The following is an 18480-nucleotide window of genomic DNA, read 5'->3' as shown; positions in this document are numbered from 1 at the left end:
CATTCTCACAGGAGATTACTCCCCTTCCCCCGGGAACAGGAACGGGTTGATCGAGCTACGGGCAAAGCCCTCCTGCTCCATCTTCGCGTCCAGGATCAGCGAGGCGAGATCGTCGGCTACCGCTTCGACTTTCGGGTCTTTTTCCTGATACAGAATCTTCAGGTAGGTCCCGCAGTCGCCGCAGCTTTCGGCTTTCACCGCCGCGTCTTCGTTTTCCAGCGACCAATAGTTCAGATCGCGGGTCTGTTCGCAGTTGCTGCACTTGATGCGCACCACGTGCCACTCGGTTTCACACAGGTTGCAGTGCAAGTAGCGCAGCCCCTGCGTCGTACCAATCTGTACCATGCTGGAGACCGGCATTGAGCCGCACACCGGGCAAAACTGGCGCGCTTCGCCATATTCAGCGCGGGCTTTACCCGGGATCAGGCTCGCCATTTGCGCCCAGTAGAGCGACAGCGCAGCCCAGATGAACGGCGCTTTATCGCTGCTCACCAGCGAGAAGTCGGAGGCAAACAGCGCGCTCGCCATCTCTTCCAGCTCTTGCTCTGAGGCTTTTTCCAGGTTCTCAATGACCGCCAGCGCCGTGCCGCTCATTTCGGGCTTCAGCTCGGCAATCAGCGAATGCAGCAGCTTATGCCAGTGCTTGTCGCGCGGCAGAACGTGAATGTCCAGCGGCGGCTTGCCCTGCGCGTTGGCTTCTTTGATGCGTGCGGTCAGATCCATTTGCAGCGGGTGGTCGTATAGCACCACTTCCTGCGCATGGGCGACCAGCGCGGCAAAACGCAGAAAATCGCCCAGCGGGTTGTTCTCTGCCAGCTCGCGCAGACGCTCTGCGCGGCGGTTGTAGAGGTTCTTGAGTCTGGGGAACAACAACGGCGGAATATAATCCGCCGTGCGTTTCTCGCTCGACCCCAGCTCATCTTGCGGGATTATGCGAATACTCATTCAGATGACTTTTCCTGTTTCTGGCGGACTTCACGGTACCAGCGCGGGTGATGTTTCTTCGCCCATGTACTGGTTACCCATCCTTCCACCATCGCGGTAATGGTGCCTTTCACCCAAAGGGCGGCGTAGATATGCACCATGATAACCACAATTAACGCCACTGCGGCAAATGAATGCAGCATCAGCGCAAATCGGATCACCGGGATTGAGAAAGCAGGCGCAAAGTACGGACGCCAGATGATCACGCCGCTCACCAGCAACAGGACCAGGAAGATAATCGCCGCCCAGAATACGCATTTCTGGCCGAAGTTATAACGCCCGGTATCACCCACTTCCTCGTTGACGACGATCTTACGAATATTCTTCGCCCAAAAGATATCATCCCGATTGATTAGGTTATGGTGCCAGTAGCGGAAAAACATGATGATAAACGAGGCAAACATCACCACACCCACGAACGGGTGCAGGATGCGCGCCAGCTGCGGCGTGCCCAGTATCTGCATCAGCCAGTTGAAGGAGGGGAAGAAGAACCCCAGCCCGCTTATCGCCGCCAGCATGAAGCAGAAGGCGGTGACCCAGTGGTTGATGCGTTCCGGCGCGGTGTAGCGCACGATGGTGTCACGTTTTCTCATTTGCGCACCTCGTCTTTCTCTTCATGCAGGTTATCGTCTTCCTCTTCCGCGCGGTTCGGACCAACGCCGACGTAGTGGAAGATGCTCGCTGCAAAGGTGGCCGCAAAACCGACCGCGGCCAGCGGTTTCCAGATACCTTTCCAGAACTTCACGGTGGCGCTGATTTCCGGGTTCTCCGGCAGGCCATGGTACAGATTCGGCTTGTCGGCGTGGTGCAGCACGTACATCACGTGCGTACCGCCAACCCCGGCCGGATCGTACAGGCCCGCGTTATCGTAACCACGGGTTTTCAGCTCGCCCACGCGCTCTGCTGCCAGCGTTTTCATATCCTCTTTAGAGCCAAAGTGGATAGCGCCGGTTGGGCAGGTCTTCACGCAGGCTGGCTCCTGACCGACATTTACGCGGTCAACGCACAGCGTACATTTGTAGACGCGGTTGTCTTCCGGGTTCATGCGCGGCACGTCGAACGGACAGCCCGCGATGCAGTAGCCGCAGCCAATACACTGCTCAGACTGGAAGTCGACGATGCCGTTGGCATACTGAATGATAGCCCCTTCTGACGGACACGCCTTCAGGCAGCCCGGATCCGCACAGTGCATACAGCCGTCTTTGCGGATAAGCCATTCCAGTTTGTCGTTCTGTTCCACTTCCGAGAAACGCATTACCGTCCAGGACTTGGCGGTCAGGTCCGCCGGGTTGTCGTACACCCCGACGTTGTGACCCACTTCGTCACGGATGTCGTTCCACTCTGAACAAGCCACCTGACAGGCTTTACAGCCGATACAGGTGGTCACGTCGATAAGCTTCGCCACTTCCTGCTGGTGGTCCCGCGCCTGAGGCGCGGGCGTGAAACCGTTAGTCGCGGAACGACGGATAATGTCTTGAGATTGATAAGCCATAAGTCGTCTCCGTTACACCTTTTCCACGTTCACGAGGAAGGCCTTAAACTCCGGCGTCTGCGTGTTCGCATCACCGACGAACGGCGTCAGGGTATTCGCAATGAACCCTTTCTTCGCCACGCCCTCATAACCCCAGTGAATTGGGATGCCGATGGTATCCACCTGCTGACCATGAACGTTCAGCGTGCGAATACGCTTGGTCACCACCGCCTTGGCTTTGATGTAGCCGCGGTTAGAGGAGACCTTCACGGTATCGCCATGGGCGATGCCGAGCTTGCCCGCCAGCTTCTCGCCGATCTCCACAAACTGTTCCGGCTGCGCGATGGCGTTAAGCAGCGCGTGCTTGGTCCAGTAGTGGAAGTGCTCGGTCAGACGGTAGGTGGTGCCGACATACGGGAACTTGTCCTTTTTACCCAGCGCTTCAAAATCGCCCTTGAAGATACGGGCTGCCGGGTTAGAGACCACGTTCGGGTGCAGCGGGTTAGTACCCAGCGGCGTCTCAAACGGCTCATAGTGTTCCGGGAACGGACCTTCCGCCATCTTATCGATAGCAAACAGGCGCCCCATCCCTTCAGGCTGCATGATAAACGGCCCGACATCGCTGCCTGGTGCGGCAGTGCTGTAGTCCGGAATATCCACGCCGCCCCATTTCGCGCCGTCCCACTTGAGTAGCTGACGCTTCGGATCCCACGGGTTGCCCTGCGGGTCAGCAGAGGCACGGTTATAGAGGATGCGGCGGTTAAGCGGCCATGCCCACGCCCAGCCCAGCGTATTACCGAGGCCCGACGGGTCGGCGTTATCGCGGTTGGCCATCTGGTTGCCTTTCGGCGTCCAGCTACCGGCAAAAATCCAGCAGCCGCTTGACGTCGTACCGTCGTCACGCAGGTGTGCGAAGGTGCTGAGCTGATCGCCTTTCTTCGCCAGCACGGTGCCGGTCGCCGGGTCGATAACGTCCGCCAGCGCCTTACCGTTGCTCTCCATGGCCACTTCTTCCGGCGCAGGGTTTTCCGGCGTCGAATAGTTCCAGGTCATGTTCAGCACCGGCTCAGGCGTTGCGCCGCCTTCAGCCGCGTACATTTTACGCAGGCGTAAGAAGATACCGGCCAGGATCTCGCCGTCGTTCAGGGCGATGCCCGGGGCGTCCGCACCTTTCCAGTGCCACTGCAACCAGCGGCCAGAGTTGACGATAGAGCCGTTCTCTTCCGCGAAGCAGGTGGACGGCAGACGGAACACTTCGGTCTGAATCTTCGACGGGTCGACATCGTTCGACTCACCGTGGTTCTGCCAGAACGTCGAGGTTTCGGTATTGAGCGGGTCAATCGTCACCAGGTACTTCAGTTTCGACAGAGACTCGACAACCTTGTTCTTGTTCGGGAACGACGCCACCGGGTTAAAGCCCTGGCAGATATAGCCGTTGACCTGGCCCTGGTGCATCATTTCGAAGTACTGGAGGACGTCGTACCCTTTGTCCCACTTCGGCAGCCAGTCAAAGCCCCAGCTGTTTTCCGCCGTCGCCTTGTCGCCGTAGAAAGCTTTCATCAGCGAGACGAAGAACTTCGGATAGTTGCCCCAGTAGTTTACCTGGCCTTCGAGCAGCGGTTTTGGCGTGCTGGCCGTCAGATAGGTTTGCAGGTCGGTCTGTTTCTCGCTCGGCAGGTTCATGTAACCCGTCAGGCTCTGAGACAGCAGGCCAAGGTCGGTCAGACCCTGAATGTTGGAGTGACCGCGCAGGGCGTTAACGCCGCCGCCTGCCATCCCCATGTTGCCGAGCAGCAACTGAACCATCGCCATGGTGCGGATGTTCTGCGCGCCGATGGAGTGCTGCGTCCAGCCGAGTGCATACAGGAACGACGCGGTTTTATCTTTGGCGCTGGTTTCGGCGATAAGCTCGCACACCTTCAGGAAGTCCGCCTTCGGCGTCCCACAGATGTTTTCGACAACCTCTGGCGTATAGCGGGACACGTGCTCTTTCAGCAGGTTCCACACGCAGCGCGGGTGTTGCAGGGTGGTGTCGCGCTTCGCAAAGCCGTTTTCGTCCAGCTCGTAGTTCCAGCTGGTTTTGTCGTATTTGCGTTTTTCGGCGTCATAACCGCTGAACAGGCCATCTTCGAAGTGGTAATCCTCACGCACGATCAGGCTGGCGTTGGTATAGGCTTCGGTGTACTCGCGGTTATATTTTTCGTTGGTCATCAGGTACAGCAATACGCCTGACAGGAAAGTGATGTCAGTACCTGAACGAATAGGGGTGTAGAAATCCGCCACTGACGCTGTACGCGTAAAGCGGGGATCGATCACAATCAGCTTCGCGCCGTTGTGGATTTTGGCTTCCATCGCCCAGCGGAACCCGACAGGGTGCGCTTCAGCGGCGTTACCGCCCATCACCACAATAAGGTTGGCGTTCTTGATGTCGACCCAGTGGTTGGTCATCGCACCGCGACCAAATGTTGGAGCAAGACTTGCTACCGTTGGTCCGTGTCAGACACGCGCCTGGTTGTCGACCGCGAGCATACCGAGTGCGCGCGTAAATTTCTGGGTTAAATAGCCGGTTTCGTTACTGGACGCTGAAGCACACAGCATGCCGGTGGAGAGCCAGCGGTTAACGGTGGTGCCTTCGGCATTCTTCGCAATAAAGTTGGCATCGCGGTCTTCTTTCATCAGCTTAGCGATGCGATCGAACGCCTCTTCCCAGCTGATTTGTTGCCATTTGTCAGAGCCGGGAGCACGGTACTCAGGAAACTTCAGGCGGCTTTCAGAGTGGATAAAATCTACCAGACCGGCCCCTTTCGGACACAGCGCACCACGGTTGACCGGATGATCCGGATCGCCTTCGATGTGGAAAATAGATGCTTTGGCGTTTTTCGCACCGTCGCCGAGGCTATACATTAACAGCCCACAGCCGACGGAGCAGTACGTACAGGTGTTACGGGTTTCGCGGGTGCGCAGCAGTTTATACTGCCGAGTTTCCGCCAGCGCTACGCCGGGCGCAAAGCCCAGTGCCGCCGCCGTGGTGCCTGCCATACCGCCAGCGCAGATCTTAAAGAACTGCCTTCTGCTGACCTGCATGGGTCACTCCTTGGTTCATTACGACATTGCTATGTAGTTTTACTTTGCGGTTGAGAATTAACCGCAAAGGAGAAAAATTTGCGTTAATCCCTCATTTCTCCGAGGGATAAGCCCAGAATACCACAATGTCGGTACGCCTGTTCCAACGGCGTTAAAACAAAGTGAACGTATTATCACGGCATTGATTATAAAGTGTGATATCAATCACATTTCTCTCTGCGGATGTTAAGGGTGTGTAGCAGATGACCGGTTGCACCCCTCCGAATTGAGTAGGAGAATGGATGCTGAAAAGTTGATCCATACTATGCGTAAGGTCCGCTGTTTGTGGTGCAATAGCAGGCTCACTTCCGTGGTTGTTCAGGAATACCGTCGTGTTTAAACAAAACCGTGCTACCCACGCGTCGCCACTGCCTGCGGGCATTGTGGAACTGTCGGTACACAGACCGCCTCACATTTCACATGCCACGCCGGATTTTCTGGCGGAAGAGGTCCCCGTTGCCCTGGTTTACAACGGGATTTCGCATGTGGTGATGATGGCCTCGCCGAAAGATCTCGAGCTGTTCGCCATCGGTTTCTCCCTCTCGGAAGGCATCATTGCGCATCCGCAGGAGATCTACGGCATGGACGTCGTACCGGCCTGTAACGGTCTCGAAGTGCAAATCGAACTCTCCAGCCGCCGCTTTATGGGGCTGAAAGAGCGCCGCCGGGCGCTGGCCGGACGTACCGGCTGCGGCGTGTGCGGTGTTGAACAGCTTAACGATATCGGCAAACCCATTATCCCGCTGCCGTTCACCCAGACGTTCAATCTGGCGCATCTTGATCGGGCGCTTGAGCACCTGAATGACGTTCAGCCCATCGGCCAGCTCAGCGGTTGTACGCATGCGGCGGCGTGGGTATTGCCGTCGGGGAGCATTGCAGGCGGGCATGAAGATGTTGGCCGCCACGTCGCGCTGGATAAGCTGCTGGGCCGTCGCGCTCGGGAAAACAACGTCTGGCAGCAAGGGGCCGCGCTCGTTTCCAGCCGCGCCAGCTACGAGATGGTGCAAAAATCCGCCATGTGCGGCGTGGAAATTTTGTTTGCGGTGTCAGCGGCAACCACGCTGGCGGTTGAAGTGGCGGAGCGCTGCAACCTGACGCTGGTGGGGTTCTGCAAGCCAGGCAGGGCGACAATTTACACCCATCCGCAGCGATTAATTGTTAATCAGTAATTTTGAATGAGTATAGCAAATCCTTCCGCTTTTAGTTGTTCATGATGAGGTCTAGTATTTATCTCATCAAGGCACGGTGCCTTATCTAAACAACTTAACGAAAGGGTTTATCTCATGAAAAGCATCAAAACTTTTGTCGCAGTAATCGCTCTGGCTACATCTTTCGGTTCTTTCGCTGCGCAGACTGTGACCGCATCCGCCTCTACGCTGGACGGTGCAGAAGCTAAAATCGCCGCACAGGCTCAGGAAGCGGGCGCGTCATCCTACAAAATTACTCAGGCATTCACCGGTAACCGCGTACACATGACCGCTGAACTGAACAAATAATTTCGCAGTACCGTCGAAAGAGCGCCCCTGGGGCGCTTTTTTAGTTTATGCCCGCCAGACGCAGTAGCGCCGTCACCACCGCCGCCGCGACGATCACCACAATTAACGGCATTTTGCGCCAGGCCAGAAACACCGCGAACCCCACCCCCAGCACGCGCGCCATCCCGGCAAAATGGTCCCCTTCATAAAACGTTGTCGCCAGCGCGACGGAGAACAACAAAACGGTAGCCGCATCTGAAAGCAGCGCCTGCGACCGTTCAGAAAGCGCCAGCCGGCTGCCGAGTTTTGCCCCGCCGAGACGCATCAGATAGGTTCCGGCAGAAAGAATGGCGATGCCGAGAATAAAGACCGTCATGTTTTCCATTATTTTTTCCTCGCGGCAAGGCCGAGCAAAGAGAGCAGCACCGGCAGGCCAACCGGCGCAAACGGTACGGCGGCCAGCGACAACACCGCGCCGCTACAGGCGCGGATCAGCGTGGTACGGTTTTTAAATGCCGGCACCACTAACGCCAGCAGGATCGCCGGGAACACCGCGTCCAGCCCGATGGTTTCCGGGTCTGGCAGTAGCTTGCCGACCATCGCCCCCAGCACCGCGCCCAGCGGCCAGATGATTGCCACGCCTAACCCGCACAGCCAGTAGGCCGCTTTACGCTGCTCGGCGGTTTTTTGCGACAGGCCAAACACCACGCTTTCATCGTTCATGATATGACAGCCCAGAAAGCTCAGGCCGCGCTTGCCCACCAGGTCACGCACCGTCACGCCGAACGGCACATGGCGCGCGTTTACCAGTAAACCGGCTGCGGCCGCCGCCAGCGGATTGCCGCCGCTCGCCACGATGCCGATAAACATAAACTCGGATGCGCCTGCCAGCACCGTGAGGGAGAGGACAAACGGCACCCACAGCGGGAAGCCGTAGGCCATCGCCAGCGAGCCGTAGGACATGCCGACCACGCCCACCGCGAGGCAGACCAAGACGATCGCTTTTATCGTGTCGCCTTTCAGGCAAGAGAGGTGATTCTTCATACCATTTTAGCCATATCGAACGTATTTCCATTATAATGAACGCATCAAAAACGTTTTACAAGGCGAACGATTCGTTCGTTATAGAGAGAATGAGGCCGTTATTATGACGCAGCCAATCAGCGTAATCGCCAGAAGCCTGGTGCGAGAACGCCTGCGAACCGGACTTTCGCTGGCGGAGATCGCCCGCCGTGCCGGGATCGCCAAATCCACGCTTTCACAACTGGAGTCTGGCAACGGCAACCCTAGCCTGGAAACGCTCTGGTCGCTTTGCGTGGCGCTGGATATTCCGTTTGCCCGATTACTGGAGCCACAGCAGCCCGTCACACAGGTGATCCGCCGCGGCGAGGGCACAAAAGTTGTCGCCGGGCAGGCGAACTACGAGGCGATTTTGCTCGCGGCGTGTCCGCCGGGGGCGCGTCGTGATATCTACCTGCTGCTGACTCAGCCGGGGGCAGACCGTATTTCCCAGCCGCATCCGCCAGGGTCGGTTGAGCATATTATCGTGACCCAGGGGCGGGCGATGGTCGGCCTGATCGACGCGGCGGAAGAGCTCGGCCCGGGAGATTACATTTGCTATCCCGCTGACCAGCCGCATATCTTTAAGGCGCTGGAGCCAGATACGCACGCGCTGCTGGTGGCGGAACAAAACTAACGAAGATACGGAAAATCATGTCGCTTAAAGCCATTGCCAAAGAACTGGGGCTGTCTGTTACCACCGTCAGCCGCGCCCTCAACGGATATGACGACGTTTCTGCTGAGACGCGCGCCCGCGTGGAAGCGGAGGCCCAGCGCCGTGGCTACCGACCAAATACCTTTGCCCGTCGCCTGAAGATGGGCAAAATCGACGCCGTCGGGTTGGTGTTTCCGGTGCATCCTGTTCCGCTCAATAACAGCGTTTTTATGGACATGGTCGGCGAAATTAGCCACGAACTGGCGCGACATGAGATTGACCTGCTGCTCATCGCTGACGACGATCTGGCGGACAAACACAGCTATATGCGCATGGTGCAGAGCCGACGCGTGGATGCGCTGATAGTGGCGCATACGCTGGATCACGATCCGCGTCTTGAGCAGCTTCAGGCCGCCGGGTTCCCGTTCCTGGCGCTCGGCCGCAGCCAGCTGCCGCAGCCGTACGCGTGGTTCGATTTCGACAACTATGCCGGTACGTATCAGGCCACCCGCTGGCTGATCGAGAAAGGCCATCAGCGCATTGCGCTGCTGGGCGAAAGCAACAACCAGGCATTCATCACCCAGCGTCGCCAGGGCTTCCTGGACGCGCTGCGGGAAGCCGGTCTTTCCAGCGAATGGCTGCGCGCCTTGCCCCCTTCGCGCCGCGTGGGGTATGCCACCACGCAAGAACTTCTCTCCCTGCCGCAGCCGCCCACGGCCATCATTACCGACTGCAACACTCATGGCGACGGCGCAGCGATGGCTCTGGCGCAGATGGGGCGCTTAACCGGTGAAAATGCCGTCTCGCTGGTGGTCTATGACGGTTTACCGCAGGACAGCATTGTCGATATCGACGTCGCGGCGGTGATCCAGTCTACCCGTCAGGGTGTCGGGAAACAGATTGCCGATATGGTGCGCCAGCTGATTAACGGCGACGACATTGATACGCTTCAGGTGCTCTGGCAGCCGGAATTTTCCCCAGGCCAGACGGCCTGATTACACCAAAAACTCAAAACTCGATCACAGATCCGAAACGTTGTGGTTTATATCCGAAACGTTTCGGATCAACACTCAGGACATCCCGATGACAGGAGATGTCCGATGCAAGATGCCATTTTTCGACTTGAAAGCAATACGGTTGACGTGGTGCTAAAAACCCACCCGTTCGCCGAAATTCTCTACTGGGGGCCGCACCTTCAGCACTTCTCGCCGCAGGATGTCCTGAGTATTGCGCGCCCGGTTGCTAACGGCAGGCTGGACGTCGACTCCCCCGTCACGCTGATGGCAGAGCTGGGGCACGGCCTGTTTGGTTCGCCCGGCATCGATGGGCATCGTCAGGGGCTGGACGGATCGCCTGTCTTCACCACCACAGGCGTACAACAGCAGGGGCAAACCCTGACGGTAACGGCGGAAGATAAACAGGCGGGCCTGCGCCTGACCAGTGAATTAACGCTGGATGCCAGCGGCGTACTGGTGGTGCGCCATGGGTTAACCAACCTGAAAACGCAGGCGTGGCAGGTGGATCGCTTTGCCGTGACGCTCCCGATTGCCGAGCGCGCGCAGGAGGTGATGGCCTTCCACGGACGCTGGATCAGGGAGTTTCAGCCGCACCGCGTGATGCTTGAACATGACAGCTTTGTGATTGAAAACCGCCGGGGTAAAACCTCCCACGAACATTTCCCGGCGCTGATCGCCGGTACGCCATCGTTCAGCGAAATGCAGGGTGACGTCTGGGGTGTGCATCTGGGCTGGAGCGGCAACCACCGCCTGCGCGCAGAGGTGAAAACCGATGGCCGCCGCTATATGCAGGCCGAAGCGCTCTACCTGCCGGGTGAAATGGCGATTGAAGAGGGGGAAACGCTCTGGACGCCGCGCCTGTATGCCAGCCACTCCCCGCACGGGCTGAATGGCATGAGCCAGCAGTTCCACCGCTACCTGCGCGATAACGTTATCCGCTTCCCGGAAGATAAACCGCGCCCGGTGCATCTCAACACCTGGGAGGGGATCTACTTCGACCACGATCCGGACTACATCATGCGCATGGCCGACGAGGCCGCAGCGCTGGGCGTGGAGCGCTTTATCATTGACGACGGCTGGTTCAAAGGCCGCAACGACGACCACGCCGCGCTGGGCGACTGGTATCTGGACGAGAAAAAATACCCGAACGGCCTTAAGCCGGTAATCGATCACGTTAAACAGCTCGGCATGGAGTTTGGTATCTGGGTTGAGCCGGAGATGATTAACCCGGATTCCGATCTGTACCGCGCGCACCCTGACTGGGTGCTGGCGCTGCCGGGCTACGCCCAGGCGACCGGGCGACATCAGCTGGTGCTCAATCTTAATATTCCGCAGGCCTTTGATTATCTGGTCGAGCGCATGAGCTGGCTGCTGGGCGAACACGCGGTCGACTACGTGAAATGGGACATGAACCGCGAGCTGGTGCAGCCAGGGAACAAGGGCAAAGCCGCCGCCGATGCCCAGACGCGCCAGTTTTATCGCCTGCTGGACGTGCTGGGCGAGCGTTTCCCGCACATTGAGTTTGAATCCTGCTCCTCCGGCGGCGGGCGAATCGATTATGAAGTGCTGACCCGCTGCCACCGCTTCTGGGCGTCCGACAATAACGACGCGCTGGAGCGCAACACTATCCAGCGCGGCATGAGCTACTTCTTCCCGCCGGAGGTGATGGGGGCGCATATCGGTCATCATAAATGTCACGCTACCTTCCGCCAGCACAGCATTCAGTTCCGCGGACTGACGGCGCTGTTTGGTCACATGGGGCTGGAGCTGGATCCGCTCACCGTCGACGCGCAGGAGCGTGAAGGCTATCGACATTACGCCGCGCTGTATAAGCGGTGGCGCGAGGTCATTCATCACGGCACCCAGTGGCGCGTGGATATGCCGGACGCCACCACCCTGGCGCAGGGTATAGTGAGCGAAGACAAGACGCAGGGGCTGTTTTTGGTCAGCCAGCTCGCGATGCCGGATTACACCCTGATGATGCCGCTGCGCATGCCGGGGTTAGACGCCAGCGCGCAGTACCGCATCACGCTGCTCGATCACCCGAACATTCAGATTACGGGCGAGGGCGGGCACACCATGCGCAAGCTGCCGGCGTGGATGGACGCGCCGCAAACGGTAAGCGGTGAATGGCTGATGCAGGCGGGTATTGCGCTGCCAATTCTGGATCCGGAAACCGCCATTCTGATTGGTGTGGAACGCGTGTAAGGGTGACGGGCCGGGCAACCGGCCCTCCGTTGAGGATAAAAATAATGAACACAACAACCTGTACCCACAAAGACAACCCTAACTTCTGGATCTTCGGGCTGTTCTTCTTTCTCTACTTCTTCATCATGGCCACCTGTTTTCCGTTCCTGCCGATCTGGCTGTCGGACATCATCGGCCTGAACAAAACCCATACGGGGATTGTTTTCTCCTGCATCTCGCTGTCGGCCATTGCCTTCCAGCCGGTGCTGGGCGTCATTTCGGACAAGCTGGGGCTGAAAAAACACCTGCTGTGGATAATCTCGGTGCTGCTGTTTTTGTTCGCGCCGTTTTTCCTGTACGTCTTTGCACCACTGCTGAAAGCCAATATCTGGCTGGGCGCGCTGAGCGGCGGGGTGTATATCGGCTTTGTTTTTTCAGCCGGATCCGGGGCGATTGAGGCCTACATTGAACGCGTGAGCCGCAACAGCTTTTTTGAGTACGGTAAGGCGCGCATGTTTGGCTGCCTCGGCTGGGGGCTGTGCGCCTCAACGGGCGGCATCCTGTTCGGCATCGATCCGTCGTATGTTTTCTGGATGGGGTCGGCGGCAGCGCTTTTGTTGATGCTGCTGCTGGTGGTTGCGAAACCGAAGCCCAACCAGACGGCGCAGGTGATGAATGCCCTGGGCGCCAATCAGCCGCAGATCACCGCTAAAACCGTCTTCACCCTGTTCCGCCAGCGCAGAATGTGGATGTTCATCCTGTACGTGATTGGCGTGGCCTGCGTGTATGACGTCTTCGACCAGCAGTTTGCCACCTTCTTTAAAACCTTTTTCGCCACACCGCAGGAGGGGACCCGCGCCTTTGGTTTCGCCACCACGGCCGGGGAAATCTGTAACGCGATCATCATGTTCTGCTCGCCGTGGATCATTAACCGCATCGGCGCGAAAAACACGCTGTTGATTGCCGGGGTAATCATGGCGACGCGCATTATCGGCTCGTCGTTTGCCACCACTGCCGTGGAGGTGATTGCCCTGAAGATGCTGCACGCGCTGGAAGTCCCGTTCCTGCTGGTGGGGGCATTCAAGTACATCACCGGGGTGTTTGATACGCGCCTGTCGGCCACCATCTACCTGATTGGCTTCCAGTTTGCCAAACAGTCGGCGGCGATCTTCCTCTCCGCCTTTGCCGGAAATATGTATGACCGGGTCGGCTTCCAAGAGACGTACCTGATGCTGGGCTGCTTCGTGCTGGCGATTACGGTTGTGTCGGCGTTTACGCTGAGTGGCAGGCGGGAGATAGCTGCTACCGCAGGGGCAGCAGCGTTAACACATCAGTCCAGGTAAAACACCTCGTTCAGCTCCGTGCTCACCGGGCTGTTATCCGGGTTCGACGGCATGACGTCACCCATATGCTTCCACCAGCGCTGGCAGACGTCGGTATTCGCTACCGCGTTCCAGCGCTCTTCCGATTCAATCTCCACTGTCGCAAACAGCAGGTTGCGGGCTTTGTCGAGGTAAATGGCGTAGTGGTGCGCGCCGTGGGCTTTCAGTACCGCTTCCAGCTCAGGCCAGATCGGGTTGTGGCGGCGCGCATACTCCTCGTGCGCATCCGGGTTTACCTGCATCACAAACGCTTTGCGGATCATAATGCCTCCAGGTACAGCTCGCGGACCTCATCGCGGCTGGCGGTGCGCGGGTTGCACGGCGCGCACGGGTCAGCGAGCGCTTTATCCAGCCAGCCTTCAATATCGGCTTTGGTGACGCCGAGCTGGCTAAATCCGGACGGAATGCCGACCCGGGCGCTCAGATCGCGAATCGCCTGAATGGCGGACATGCTGGCCGCTTCGTCGCTCATGCCGCGCGTGTCAACGCCCATCGCCTGTGCCACACGGGCGAATCGGGCGACCGCGTTCGGGCGGTTAAAGTTTTCGATGATCGGCAGCAGGATGGCGTTGCACACGCCGTGCGGCAGGTTGTGCGTCGCGCCCGGCTGGTGCGCCAGAGCATGCACCAGCCCCAGCCCGGCGCTGTTAAACGCCATGCCCGCCAGATACTGCCCAAAGGCCATCTGCTCGCGCGCTTCCAGGTTGTGACCGTCGTCGACCGCTTTCGGCAGCCAGAGGTTGATCAGACGAATGGCTTCCAGCGCGTTGGCATCGGTCAGCGGGTGTGCGCCCACGGAGACGTAAGCTTCAATGGCGTGGGTTAGCGCGTCCATGCCGGTTGCGGCGGTTACGGAGGCCGGAATATCGAGCATCACGCTGGCATCGTCCACGGCGATATCCGGGATGATGTTCGGGTCGATGATCACCTCTTTCACCTGACGCGCGGCGTCGATGATCACCGCGTTGCTGGTCATCTCCGCTGCCGTGCCTGCGGTGGTGTTGATCGCTACCAGCGGCACGCCCGCGTTTTTCACCTTGCCGACGCCGGAATAATCGGTTGACGGACCGGGGTTGGCGGTGAGGATTTTGATTGCCTTGGCGGTATCAATCGGGCTGCCGCCGCCAAAGGCAATCAGGTAATCACACTCCGCATCCTGATATGCCGCATAGCCTTTCTGCACCAGCGCTTCCGTCGGATTCGGGAATACCTCATCGAACAGGTGATACGACATCTGATGGGCGTCGAGCGCGGAAAACAAACTGTCGAGCAGGCCCAGCTTCACCAACTGGCCGTCGGTGACAATCAGCGCTTTTCCCCACTGTTTGTTTGCCACCAGATTGACCATATCGCCGATCGCGCCCGCGCCGTGCAGGCTGATTTTGGGGAGTGCCAACATAAAGCTCATGATAATTCTCCTTAATATGCTTTTGAGGTAATCCGTTCCCCTCACCCTAACCCTCTCCCCGGAGGGGAGAGGGGACTGCTCGGTGCGGCTTTTCACCCTCTCCCCTCAGGGGAGAGGGCAGGGGTGAGGGGCAATTTAATTCCGTCTTCGCTGCATCATCCGGCGGGTAATAATCGGCAGCGAAATCACCACGATCAGCATCGCGCCGATAATCACCGACATCACAATGCCGGGCACGTTGAGCAGGCTCAGGCCGAAGGTCACCAGCCCCATCAGGAAGGCGGCGATAATCACGCCCACCATGCTGCCGGACCCACCGAGAATATTGACGCCGCCGAGCACCGCCATCGTCACCACCGCCAGCTCCCAGCCCATCGCAATCGTCGGGCGAGTGCTGCCCAGACGCGAGGTAAGCAGCACTGACGCCAGGCCGGACATTAGTCCCACCAGCGCGAACAGCATCAGATTGTGGCGCTTCACGTTGATGCCGGAGTACCACGCGCCGGTCGGGTTGTTGCCGATGGCGTAGGTGCGGCGGCCAAAGTTGGTGCGGTGCAGCACAAAGGCAAACAGAGCGGCCAGCACGATAAACAGCGCAAACTCAAACGACAGCGCGCCCCAGACGTAGCCCTGGCCGAACCAGGCGAAGCTCTCCGGGTAGCTGTTCAGCGCCTGGTCCCCGAGCAGGATGTAGGTGATCCCGCGGTACAGGCTCATGGTGCCGATGGTGATGACGATGGACGACAGGTTAAAGCGCGTCACCAGAATGCCGTTGAACAGCCCGCACAGTAGCCCGACGCCTAATCCGACGCAGACCAGCAGCGGCGTATCGACGCCCGCCGCCGCGCAAAAGCCCATCACCGTGGAGCTGAGCGCGATGGTGGAGGCTACCGACAGGTCAATTTCCCTGGCGATAATCAGCATCGCCATCGGCAACACGATGATCGCTTTTTCGGTGAAGTTGAACGTCGCGTCGGAGAGGTTCCAGATATTGAGAAAGTAGGGTGAGGCGAGCGCGTTCACCAAGAACACCGCCAGCGTCACCGCCAGCAGGAACCCCTCCCAGCACAGCAGACGCTGGAAGATGCCCGGCGCAGAAGTGGGTTTGATTGCTTCAGATGTCATCATTTTGCTCATGATTTCACCGCCAGTTTCTGACTTGCCAGCGCCGCATCGCGCAGTATCAATCGGCCTTTACGTTTATTGCCGCGCTCGTTCAGCAGCACCGCTATCACAATTACCGTGCCGGAAATCGCCATCTGCCAGAACGGTGAGACGCCGATCACCGGCAGGGCGTTGTTAATCACCCCGAGGAACAGTGCGCCAAACAGACAGCCGAGCACGCGCCCGGTGCCGCCCATGGTGCTGATCCCCCCAATCACACAGGCTGCCACCACCTGCAATTCAAAACCGTTAGCGACGTCAACATACGCAACGGCAAAGCGCGATATCCACAGGTAGCCGCAGAACCCGGCCAGCAGACCGGAAAGGCAGAAGCTAATGAACTGCATTTTTCCGGCGTTGATCCCGGTGTAGTACGCTGCCGTGGCATTACCGCCTGCGGTGTAGAGCGCTCGTCCGGTGCGGCTGTAGCGCAGGAAGTAGCCCACCAGCAGCAGCGCGGCGATGGCGCACCAGCTCAGCACCGGCAAGCCCAGCACTGACGCACGTGGCAGGCCGAGGAAATCTGTACCCATCTGGTTTGAGTTCACCCAGCCGCCGCCGGAGAGCAAAAAGATCATTCCGCGGTAGATGCTCATAGTGCCGAGCGTTACCACAATCGCCGGAATGCCCAGCTTCCACACCAGCAGGCCGTTTATCGCGCCCATCAGCAGCCCAAGCACGCTGGCAAGGATCAGCAGCGCCCAGACGGGCACGTCCGGGTAATGGAAATTAATCAGGGCGACAATCATCCCGGTCAGGGCCAGATTGGCCGCCATCGACAGGTCGATGCCTTTCGTGAGCAGCACCATCATCTGCCCGAGCGCGAGGACGATCAGAATGGCGGTGTCGTTAAACATCTCCACCAGGTTGCCCGGCGCGATAAACGATGGCACGCGGCTGCCAATGGCGACGATCATCAGGATAATCACCGCGCCCAGCAGGGCTTCGCGGTGTTTTAAGAGTGAGCTAAGCATTATGCCGCCTCCTGTTTTGCACCGCTGGCGGCGCTGACGATGGTTTCCGCCGTCGCGTCTCCCGCCTGGTACTCGGCCACCATCAGCCCCTCGTGCATGACGATAATGCGATCCGCCATGCCCATCACTTCCGGCAGTTCGGACGAGACCATAATTACCGCCAGCCCCTGACTGACCAGCTCGGACATAAACTGATGCACGGCTGCTTTTGAGCCGATATCGATGCCTTTTGTCGGCTCATCGAGGATAATCACGTCAGGGTGCGTCGCCAGCCATTTGCCGATCACGACCTTTTGCTGGTTGCCGCCAGAGAGGGTCTCCACCGCCTGCTTCCAGCTGAAGGCTTTCACTTGCAGGCGTTTGGCGTACTCGTCCGCCAGCTTCCATTCACGGTCGTCATGCAGCACACCGTTCGGATTGAGCTTGCTGAGCTGAGGCAGGCTGATGTTCTGGGCAATCGGCAGGGCGATAATCGCCCCCTGTTTCTGTCTTTCTTCCGGCACGCAGACGATACCGGCTTTGATCGCATCCGCAGGCTGGCAGAAGCGCCGGGGCTGTCCGTTGAGGATAATTTCCCCGGACGATGGCCGCGTGACGCCGGAAAGCGCCTGCATCAGCTCGGTACGCCCGGCCCCCACCAGCCCGTAAAAGCCGAGGATTTCTCCTTTACGCAGGGAGAACGAGATATGCGCAAACTCGGTCGGATGGCAGAGGTTTTTCACCTCCAGCACCGTCTCGCCTTTTTCGCAGTCGATTTTAGGGAAAGTTTGGGTAATGGCGCGCCCGACCATCATCGACACCATCCGCTCCTCGGTGATCTCATTTATTGCACCTGCACCGACGAACGCGCCGTCGCGCAAAATAGTGTAGTGATCGGCCAGCTCAAAAATCTCGTCGAACTTGTGGGAGATAAACAGGATGGCTTTGCCCTCCTGCTTTAAGCGCTCCACAATCTGGTAAAACTCGAGGATTTCATGCTGCGACAGCGCCGCCGTCGGTTCATCGAGGATCACCACCTGCGCCTCAAACGACAGCGCGCGGGCAATCGCCACCATGTGACGCTGGGCGATGCTCAGGGTTTTCAGCGTCGCGCGCGGGTCGATTTGCACTTCCAGCCGCGTGAGGATCGCCTGCGCCCGGCGGTGCATTTCCGGCCAGTCGAGCTTTTTCAGGAAGCCTTTGTGAAGGTACTGACCGACAAAAATATTCTCGGTGACCGAGAGTTCATCAAACAGCACGGTTTCCTGGTGAATGGCGGTGATGCCCATTTTATGCGCCGACTCCGGCGTCGGGAGATGAACGGGGATCGCTTTATAGAGAATTTCGCCCTCGTCGGGCTGGTAAATGCCGGTCATCACTTTGACCAGCGTCGACTTGCCCGCGCCGTTTTCGCCTATAAGCGCCGTCACTTTGCCGGGCCACAGCGCAAGCTGCACGTTCTCAAGAGCACGCACGCCGGGGAACACCTTGGTGATGCCAGAAAGCTGTAGCAATGGGGTCATGATAGTTCTCCTGGACAGAGGAATTTGTAGGGCGGGTAAGCGGCAGCGCCACCCGCCTTTTGCCGGATGGCGCTACGCTT

At 58.6% G+C, this 18480-nt stretch carries 17 protein-coding genes; 6 read left to right on the top strand and 11 right to left on the bottom strand.

Going from position 1 to position 18480, the window contains the following annotated elements; genetic code table 11:
* Window positions 1-15: 15 nt before the first annotated feature.
* Genes fdhE through fdnG form a run of 4 tightly spaced genes read right to left on the bottom strand, consistent with a single transcriptional unit; the run spans window position 16 to window position 5539 of the window.
* On the bottom strand, window positions 16-945 hold the full coding sequence (gene fdhE / locus ACOT1A_RS19040; protein ID WP_022649835.1) for a formate dehydrogenase accessory protein FdhE: 930 nt from the start codon (window positions 943-945) through the stop codon (window positions 16-18).
* Entirely contained in the window at window positions 942-1577 is a 636-nt protein-coding gene (fdoI, locus tag ACOT1A_RS19035; protein ID WP_006808711.1) for a formate dehydrogenase cytochrome b556 subunit, read from the bottom strand. The genes fdhE and fdoI overlap by 4 nt, the downstream gene beginning before the upstream one ends.
* Complete coding sequence (gene fdxH / locus ACOT1A_RS19030; protein WP_003861960.1) at window positions 1574-2476, bottom strand: formate dehydrogenase subunit beta; 903 nt, start codon at window positions 2474-2476, stop codon at window positions 1574-1576. The genes fdoI and fdxH overlap by 4 nt, the downstream gene beginning before the upstream one ends.
* A gap of 12 nt (window positions 2477-2488) precedes the next feature.
* The gene (gene fdnG / locus ACOT1A_RS19025; RefSeq protein WP_157843920.1) at window positions 2489-5539 is read right to left on the bottom strand and encodes a formate dehydrogenase-N subunit alpha; all 3051 of its coding nucleotides are present in this window, start codon (window positions 5537-5539) and stop codon (window positions 2489-2491) included.
* Between the two features lie 371 nt (window positions 5540-5910).
* On the opposite strand from fdnG, the gene fdhD reads away from it, so the two are divergent.
* Complete coding sequence (gene fdhD / locus ACOT1A_RS19020) at window positions 5911-6747, top strand: formate dehydrogenase accessory sulfurtransferase FdhD (RefSeq protein WP_032626930.1); 837 nt, start codon at window positions 5911-5913, stop codon at window positions 6745-6747.
* 114 nt (window positions 6748-6861) lie between these two features.
* Window positions 6862-7074, top strand: coding sequence for a DUF1471 domain-containing protein (locus ACOT1A_RS19015; protein WP_003861966.1), 213 nt, complete (start codon window positions 6862-6864; stop codon window positions 7072-7074).
* 40 nt (window positions 7075-7114) lie between these two features.
* On the opposite strand, the gene ACOT1A_RS19010 is transcribed toward ACOT1A_RS19015, so the two are convergent.
* Both ACOT1A_RS19010 and ACOT1A_RS19005 read right to left on the bottom strand, forming a co-directional pair.
* Window positions 7115-7438 carry an AzlD domain-containing protein gene (locus ACOT1A_RS19010; RefSeq protein WP_022649832.1) on the bottom strand — a complete coding sequence of 108 codons (324 nt, stop codon included), beginning with the start codon at window positions 7436-7438 and terminating at the stop codon, window positions 7115-7117.
* Window positions 7438-8097, bottom strand: a complete 660-nt coding sequence (locus ACOT1A_RS19005; protein ID WP_003861971.1) for an AzlC family ABC transporter permease — start codon at window positions 8095-8097, stop codon at window positions 7438-7440. The genes ACOT1A_RS19010 and ACOT1A_RS19005 overlap by 1 nt, the downstream gene beginning before the upstream one ends.
* 103 nt (window positions 8098-8200) lie before the next feature.
* Here ACOT1A_RS19005 and ACOT1A_RS19000 point away from each other — a divergent pair, with 103 nt between their 5' ends.
* From ACOT1A_RS19000 to ACOT1A_RS18985, 4 genes are all read left to right on the top strand, one after another.
* Window positions 8201-8749, top strand: coding sequence for a helix-turn-helix domain-containing protein (locus tag ACOT1A_RS19000; RefSeq protein ID WP_023305101.1), 549 nt, complete (start codon window positions 8201-8203; stop codon window positions 8747-8749).
* Window positions 8750-8766: 17 nt separating this feature from the next.
* Window positions 8767-9762 carry a LacI family DNA-binding transcriptional regulator gene (locus ACOT1A_RS18995; RefSeq protein WP_023305100.1) on the top strand — a complete coding sequence of 332 codons (996 nt, stop codon included), beginning with the start codon at window positions 8767-8769 and terminating at the stop codon, window positions 9760-9762.
* 105 nt (window positions 9763-9867) lie between these two features.
* Window positions 9868-11991 carry an alpha-galactosidase gene (locus ACOT1A_RS18990; RefSeq protein WP_276170160.1) on the top strand — a complete coding sequence of 708 codons (2124 nt, stop codon included), beginning with the start codon at window positions 9868-9870 and terminating at the stop codon, window positions 11989-11991.
* 44 nt (window positions 11992-12035) lie between these two features.
* On the top strand, window positions 12036-13313 hold the full coding sequence (locus tag ACOT1A_RS18985; RefSeq protein WP_276170161.1) for an MFS transporter: 1278 nt from the start codon (window positions 12036-12038) through the stop codon (window positions 13311-13313).
* On the opposite strand, the gene rhaM is transcribed toward ACOT1A_RS18985, so the two are convergent.
* The 5 genes from rhaM to ACOT1A_RS18960 form a co-directional block, all read right to left on the bottom strand.
* On the bottom strand, window positions 13301-13615 hold the full coding sequence (gene rhaM, locus ACOT1A_RS18980; RefSeq protein ID WP_063163766.1) for an L-rhamnose mutarotase: 315 nt from the start codon (window positions 13613-13615) through the stop codon (window positions 13301-13303). The genes ACOT1A_RS18985 and rhaM overlap by 13 nt on opposite strands.
* Entirely contained in the window at window positions 13612-14760 is a 1149-nt protein-coding gene (fucO, locus tag ACOT1A_RS18975; protein ID WP_003861980.1) for a lactaldehyde reductase, read from the bottom strand. The genes rhaM and fucO overlap by 4 nt, the downstream gene beginning before the upstream one ends.
* Before the next feature lie 135 nt (window positions 14761-14895).
* Complete coding sequence (locus tag ACOT1A_RS18970; RefSeq protein ID WP_276170162.1) at window positions 14896-15897, bottom strand: ABC transporter permease; 1002 nt, start codon at window positions 15895-15897, stop codon at window positions 14896-14898.
* Window positions 15894-16898: an ABC transporter permease gene (locus tag ACOT1A_RS18965; RefSeq protein WP_276170163.1), complete on the bottom strand. Its 1005-nt coding sequence runs from the start codon at window positions 16896-16898 to the stop codon at window positions 15894-15896. Before ACOT1A_RS18965 ends, ACOT1A_RS18970 begins: the two co-directional genes overlap by 4 nt.
* Window positions 16898-18400 (bottom strand): sugar ABC transporter ATP-binding protein, encoded by a 1503-nt coding sequence (locus ACOT1A_RS18960; RefSeq protein WP_038416934.1) that lies wholly within the window; start codon window positions 18398-18400, stop codon window positions 16898-16900. Before ACOT1A_RS18960 ends, ACOT1A_RS18965 begins: the two co-directional genes overlap by 1 nt.
* Between the last annotated feature and the right edge of the window lie 80 nt (window positions 18401-18480).

Source organism: Enterobacter cloacae complex sp. SYL003 (genome assembly GCF_049236925.1).
Classification (GTDB): Bacteria; Pseudomonadota; Gammaproteobacteria; order Enterobacterales; family Enterobacteriaceae; genus Enterobacter; species Enterobacter intestinihominis.
Note: the sequence above shows the minus strand (reverse complement) of the source record. Positions and strands in the feature narration are given on the sequence as shown.